We start from the raw sequence: 6545 nt of genomic DNA, 5'->3' as shown, positions 1-6545 counted from the left end.
AACCATTCGGAAAACATTCATGTCCACATCGTGATCGGCAGCATCCGAACACGAGAAGTGGAGCGTAAGCCCTATATAAACAGCGGTTTATCTCGCAGATTATGACTTCCAAATCTCCGGTGCGCTCCTGTGATGATGTGGACGAACAGGCATTGTCCTATGCGGAGATCAAGGCATTGTGTGCTGGAAATCCGCTCATCAAAGAGAAGATGGATTTGGATGTGCAGGTCGCAAAGCTCAAAGTTCTGAAAGCCGACCACCAAAGCCAGAAGTTCCGTCTGGAAGATAAGCTGCTCACAAAATTCCCGGCTGACATTCAGGAAACGACTGCCTATATTACTGGGTTGAAATCGGATGCGGAACTTGCCGCCGTGCATCCGCAGGAGAAAGAGGGCTTCTGCGGCATTACCATCAAAGGCATGGCCTACGATGAGAAAAAGACTGCTGGTGAGCGGCTTCTCCTCGCTTGCTCCGAACTGCCCAACAGTGAAGAAAAAGTGATCGGCAGCTATCGCGGCTTTGAACTGTCCCTGCGGTTCGACACCTACCACAGCGAGTATCAGGCTCTTTTGAAAGGCCAGCGAAAATACTCGGTAGCACTGGGCAAAGACCCACTCGGCTGCATCATCCGTCTGGACAACTCTCTGAATAATTTCCCGGAGCGCATCACTTCTGCCGAAAACGAACTGGCCACCCTCAAACAGCAGCAGGCCGCAGCGCAGATCGAAGTGGAGAAGCCGTTCCCGCAGGAGGAAGAACTGGCCGAAAAGTCGGCGCGCCTTGCGGAACTGAACGCCCAGTTGGATGCAGACGAAAAGCACGAGCCGGAACAGGGCGAGGAAGAAAAGGCGGATGAACCTCGCCGTCCCTCAGTGCTGGCGGCTCTGGAAGAAAAGTCAGATAAGGCCGAACCTGTCAAACTGTTCAAAAGTTATCTGGATAAGGATGGTGATGCCCGATGAATGACCGCCGTGACCAGCAGCTTCATTTCCGCGTCAGTAAGCAGGAACTGGAACGCATCTGGAGCAAGATGGAATCCAGCGGTATTTTGAGCATCGGCTCCTATCTGCGCAAGATGGCACTGGATGGCTACTGTCTGCATCTCGATTTGCCAGAGCTGCGCCGCATGGCCCATCTTCTGCAAATGTGCAGTAATAACCTGAACCAGTATGCCAAAGCTGCCAATGAAAGCGGTCAGGTCTATGCTGCCGATTTGGAAGATTTGCGCATTCGGTTGGATGAACTGATTGCCATTAGCAAACAGATTCTCTCCTGGCTGGCTGGTTTCTGATTTTTGCCCCACGGCTTCGGCTGTGGGGATACATATTATATAAGGATAAAGCCGTAGGAGGTGGTGGACATAGCCGCAACACGCTTGATTGCGCTGCACAAAAACAAAGGAAAATCGGTTGTGGCCTGCTTGAAAAGCCGCACAGACTATGCACAAAACCCGGAGAAGACCGAACAGGGCGAACTGGTCAGCAGCTACGAGTGCAGTCCTCTGACGGTGGACGAAGAATTTATGCTGTCCAAGCGGCAGTATGAACTTGCCACTGGGCGCAGGCAGAGAAGTGATGTAATCGCCTATCAGATTCGGCAGTCATTCAAACCCGGTGAAATCACCGCCGAGGAAGCCAACAAGGTAGGCTATGAACTGGCGATGCGTTTTACCAAAGGCAAGTACGCTTTTATTGTTGCCACTCACACAGACCGGGAGCATATTCACAATCACATTATTTACAACTCTACCGCACTGGACAGCACCCGGAAATTCCGGGATTTTTTATTGTCCGGGCTGGCCGTGCAGCGGCTGAGCGACCTGATTTGCTTAGAGCATCAGCTCTCCGTCATTGAGAAAAAGCCCTACCGGGAGCGGCAAAAGCGCACACTTTACCCACCCAAGGAAAGCAATCGTGACCATCTATGCAGTGTGCTCGACAACATTCTGGCGGAAAAGCCCAAAGGCTACGAAGATTTTCTGCAAAAGCTGGAGCAACAGGGCTATGAGGTCAAGCGCGGAAAATACACCTCTGTCAAGGGAAAGCGACAAAAACGATTCATTCGTTTTAGGACGCTCGGCACAGGATACAGCGAAGAAGAACTGAAAGCGGTGATTGCCGGAGAAGCCGAGCATCGCCCACATCAGAAGCAGCCGCCAAAAGAGAAACCGTTCAATCTTCTGGTGGATGTGCAGGCAAAGCTGGCCGAGGGCAAGAACATCGGCTATGCACGGTGGGCAAAAAAGTACAATCTGAAAGAAATGTCCAAGACACTGATTTTCTTGCAGGAGAAGAAAATCGGCAGCATCGAGGAAATGCAGGAGCGTGTGGACGCTGCCACTGCCCGCTATCACGAACTGGGCGATTCCATCAAGGCAGCAGAAACGCGCATGACCGAGATTGCCGTGCTGCGGACACACATCGTCAACTACGCAAAAACACGCCCGGTGTACGATGCCTACCGCAAGGCCGGATACAGCAAGCGATTTCTGGAAAACCATCGCGCAGAGATCACACTGCACAAGGCAGCAAAAACGGCTTTCGATGAAGCTAAACTGAAAAAGCTTCCCAAGGTCAAGGAACTGGATGCAGAATATTCCAAGCTGCTGACGGAAAAGAAAGCCGCCTACCCGGACTACCGCAAAGCAAAAGACGAGATGCAGGAGCTTCTTCGTGCGCAGCGCAATGTAGAACTGTTCTTCGCAGAAGAAAAGAACACCACCGAAAAAACGCAGTCCCGATAGACGATGACAACCTAGGATTCTTCCATTGTGGGAGAGTCCTAGGCTGTTTTTTTGTTATAGAAGTGTTTGGAACAAACGCGCAGCCTGCATCGGCACGATGCAGATCAAACGGGGTTTGGGCACAGCCCAACAAGCATTTTGAATTTGGATTTGAAAAATCCGATTCAAAAATTGCAAGTTGGTACCAACTTGCCCTGCTTGCTACAATCGCATACCGCTTATCTCGCTGGAATACTTCTTGATTTTAACACAATCGGATGTTATCCTATTCTTATAGAAATCTCCGAAGGGCAGGTGTTTTCATGTACAATCATCAGCTGGAAACCTTCATCTGTGTGGCGGATGCAGGCAGCTTCAACAAGGCGGCAGAGGAAAGCTACATCACGCCAACGGCCATCATCAAGCAGATCAACCTATTGGAAGATTCCCTTGGTGTCAAGCTGTTCGAGCGTACTCGCCGGGGACTAACACTGACCAAAGCAGGCCGTTCCATGTATCAGGATGCCAAGTACATCATTCAATACTGCCATGATTCTGTCATTCGTGCCCGGAACGCAATGCAGGAGGATTCCAACGTCATCCGCATTGGTTCCTCTCCCATGACACCTGCCCAGCTGCTCATGGAACTGTGGTCGAAAGTGCAGACCATCTGCCCGGACATCAAATTCCAGATTGTGCCTTTTGAAAACACCCCGGAAAATGCACGGGAAATTCTGGCGAACCTCGGCACGAACATTGATGTAGTAGGCGGCATCTTTGATGATACGATGCTGCATCTGCGCAAATGTGCCGGTCTGGAACTGGTTCGCGGGCCGTTTTACTGCGCGGTTTCCATCCATCATAAACTTGCGGCAAAAGACCGCTTGCAGATCACAGACCTGTACGGCGAAAATCTACTGCTGATGCACCGTGGATGGAGCCACTATGTAGATGAACTGCGGGATGATTTATGGCAGCACCATCCACAAGTAAATATCGTGGATTTTGAATTTTACAGCATGGACATCTTCAACCGCTGCGAAAACACCAACGATGTGCTGCTGGCAATTCCGGGCTGGGCCAATGTCCACCCATTGCTGAAAGTGATTCCAGTAGATTGGGATTACGGCATCCCCTATGGTATCCTGCACTCCCCGAATCCAACGCCTGCCGTTCAGCGTTTTCTGGATGCGGCTAAAATTGCCAGCAAAGAATTATATGGATAATTCAGCCGGAGAATCCCTAATAATGCAGATTGAGCAGAAACTGGAGTAAGTTGCTATTATGATGTATAACACACAACTGGAAACGTTTTTGAAGGTGGCGGAATCGGGAAGTTTCAGCAAAACGGCAGAACTGCTCTATATCACACCTCCGGCGGTTACCAAGCAAATCAACCTTCTGGAAGAAGATCTTGGACTTACTTTATTTGTGCGCACACACCGGGGACTGAAACTGACCCCAGCTGGGCAGTCACTGTACAAAGATACCTCTTATCTAATAACCTACTGCGCTGCATCTCTGGAACGTGCCCGAAACGCAACCTCTCCTGCCGAGAAGACCGTTCGCATTGGAGTATCGCCTATGACACCTCAGCCGCTTGTCGATGTCTGGCCGGAAATACAGAGAAGGTGCCCGGATATCCGATTTCAGATGATCCCGTTTTCCAACACACCAGCAAATGCCAAAAACATCCTTAAAAATCTAGGTCAAAACATTGATGTGCTCGGTGGTATCTTCGATGATACTTTTCTGAAGCAGCGACAGTGTGCGGGGACACGGCTGAGCATGGAGCCACTATGCTGTGCGGTTTCTCTGTATCATCCGTTGGCATCAAAGAAAATTTTGGAAATTGAAGATATTTATGGACGAGATCTTCTAATGATGCAACGCGGATGGAATACCGACATGGATGGCCTGAGAGATTATCTAACCCTGGAACATCCACAGGTTCATATTGTAGACTTCGATTTTTATGATATGGAAGTGTTCAACCGCTGTGAAAGTGATAAATCAGTTCTAATCGGAATCCGTGCATGGAAAAATGTTCACCCCATGATGAAGATGCTGGATGTCAACTGGGACTATAAGGTGCCATATGGCTTACTTCATGCAGAAAAACCGGCTCCGGCTGTTATGCAGTTTGTAAAAGCCATGAAAACGGCATTGAATGCAACGCAATAATGCTAATCGGTTAAAAGGACGGACGCAAACTGTGTCCGTCCTTTTAGTTTTGTTCATCAGTCAAAACCCAAAGGTTTTGACTGATGAACAAAACAGATATTCTGCAATTTGAAAAAAAATATTATAATAAAGTCACAAAAAGCAGCTGCTGGAATGTGAAAAACGAAATTCAAATTAAAAGGAGAGCAATCATGGCAAGTAAGTATGATGGTCTGGCCCGCATCATTATCCAGAATATTGGCGGCAAATCAAACGTTATCTCTGTCACCCACTGCGTTACCCGTCTGCGCTTCAAGCTTCAGGATGAGAGTAAAGCGAATACAGATATCCTGAAAGCAACAGATGGCGTTGCAGCAGTAATACAGTCCGGTGGTCAGTACCAGATCGTCATTGGCAATCAGGTGGCCGCTGTTTATGACGCAGTGTGTCAGGTCGGTCATTTCAGCGGCGAAAAAGCTTTGGCAGAGCAGCCTGCGGACAAAAAGCTTTCTCCGGGTGCCGCACTGATTGACTTGATTTCCGGTACATTCCTTCCGGTGTTGGGTGTTTTGTCCGGTGTTGGCATCATACGAGGCCTGCTGGCAGTTGCAAGCTTCTTCGGATTGCTGAGCGCGACGGACGGAACTTATGTCATTCTGAACGCAGTCGGCACAAGCTTTTTCTACTTCCTGCCCATCATCCTTGGTATGACGGCAGCCGAAAAGATGGGCGGCAACAAGTTCATCGGCATTTCCATCGGCTGCTCGATGTGCTATCCGGCTATCGTCGATCTGAGCGGTATGGAAGCACTGGGTACCGCATTTGAGGGTACGATCTTTGCAACGCCGTATTACACCACCTTCCTCAAGATCCCTGTCCTGCTGCCTTCCGGCGGCTACACCTCTACGGTCGTTCCCATCATTGTGGCAGTGTTCTTTGCTGTTAAAATGGAAAAGCTCCTTCAGAAGATCATTCCGGACGTTGTGAAGATGTTCTTCGTTCCGCTGTTCACTCTGATCATCATTGTTCCGGTCACCTTCCTTGTGATCGGACCCATCACCGGCATCCTCTGCGCCCTCATCACTCAGCTCTTCAACACGGTCTTCGGCGTGAGCGGCCTGCTTGCAGGTGCGATCCTCGGCGGCATGTTCCAGGTCTTTGTTATCTTCGGTCTGCACTGGGGCCTGACTCCGCTGGCACTGACCAGTATGGCAGCTGTTGGCTATGATAATATCATCCCGACTGCAATGCCTGCTGCTTTTGTTCAGACTGCGACTGTTCTGGCTGTGTATCTGAAGTCCAAAGATGAGAAGCTGAAGAAAGTCGCACTGCCTGCAGTTATTTCCGGTCTATTCGGTATTACGGAGACTGCGATCTACGGCGTTACCCTTCCTAAGAAAAAACCCTTTGTAATTTCCTGTTTGGCTTCTGCCGTCAGCGGGGCCATAATGGGTGCACTGGGCGTGAAGCGTTATTCTATGGGAGGTCTGGGCATTTTTGCTCTGGCAACCTACCTGAACCCGGAAACCCAGAGTTTCTACGACGTGGGCTGGTCTATTGTGGCAATCCTCGTTGGCATGGTGGTCTCGTTTGCAATTACCTTCATCACCTACAAGGACGAACCCGTTGCGGAAAAGGCCGCTGTGGAAGAATAAAAGGA

At 49.8% G+C, this 6545-nt stretch carries 6 protein-coding genes; all 6 read left to right on the top strand.

The features are described 5' to 3' along the window. Positions 1-101 precede the first annotated feature (101 nt). The 6 genes from WMO17_RS10910 (at position 102) to WMO17_RS10885 (ending at position 6540) form a co-directional block, all read left to right on the top strand. Positions 102-962 (top strand): hypothetical protein, encoded by an 861-nt coding sequence (locus WMO17_RS10910; protein WP_349138089.1) that lies wholly within the window; start codon positions 102-104, stop codon positions 960-962. Further along, a complete protein-coding gene (locus tag WMO17_RS10905; protein WP_215674860.1) occupies positions 959-1291 on the top strand; it encodes a plasmid mobilization protein in 333 nt (110 codons plus the stop codon). Before WMO17_RS10910 ends, WMO17_RS10905 begins: the two co-directional genes overlap by 4 nt. Positions 1292-1360: 69 nt before the next feature. Further along, positions 1361-2743, top strand: a complete 1383-nt coding sequence (locus WMO17_RS10900; RefSeq protein ID WP_215674880.1) for a relaxase/mobilization nuclease domain-containing protein — start codon at positions 1361-1363, stop codon at positions 2741-2743. A gap of 302 nt (positions 2744-3045) precedes the next feature. Next, a complete protein-coding gene (locus WMO17_RS10895) occupies positions 3046-3948 on the top strand; it encodes a LysR family transcriptional regulator (protein ID WP_349138088.1) in 903 nt (300 codons plus the stop codon). A gap of 58 nt (positions 3949-4006) precedes the next feature. After that, positions 4007-4906 (top strand): LysR family transcriptional regulator, encoded by a 900-nt coding sequence (locus WMO17_RS10890; RefSeq protein WP_349138086.1) that lies wholly within the window; start codon positions 4007-4009, stop codon positions 4904-4906. 191 nt (positions 4907-5097) lie between these two features. Next, positions 5098-6540, top strand: a complete 1443-nt coding sequence (locus tag WMO17_RS10885) for a PTS transporter subunit EIIC (protein ID WP_349138085.1) — start codon at positions 5098-5100, stop codon at positions 6538-6540. The last annotated feature ends 5 nt before the right edge of the window (positions 6541-6545 follow it).

Source organism: Faecalibacterium faecis (assembly GCF_040096475.1).
GTDB lineage: Bacteria > Bacillota > Clostridia > Oscillospirales > Ruminococcaceae > Faecalibacterium > Faecalibacterium taiwanense.
This window is presented reverse-complemented; position numbering and strand designations above follow the sequence as displayed.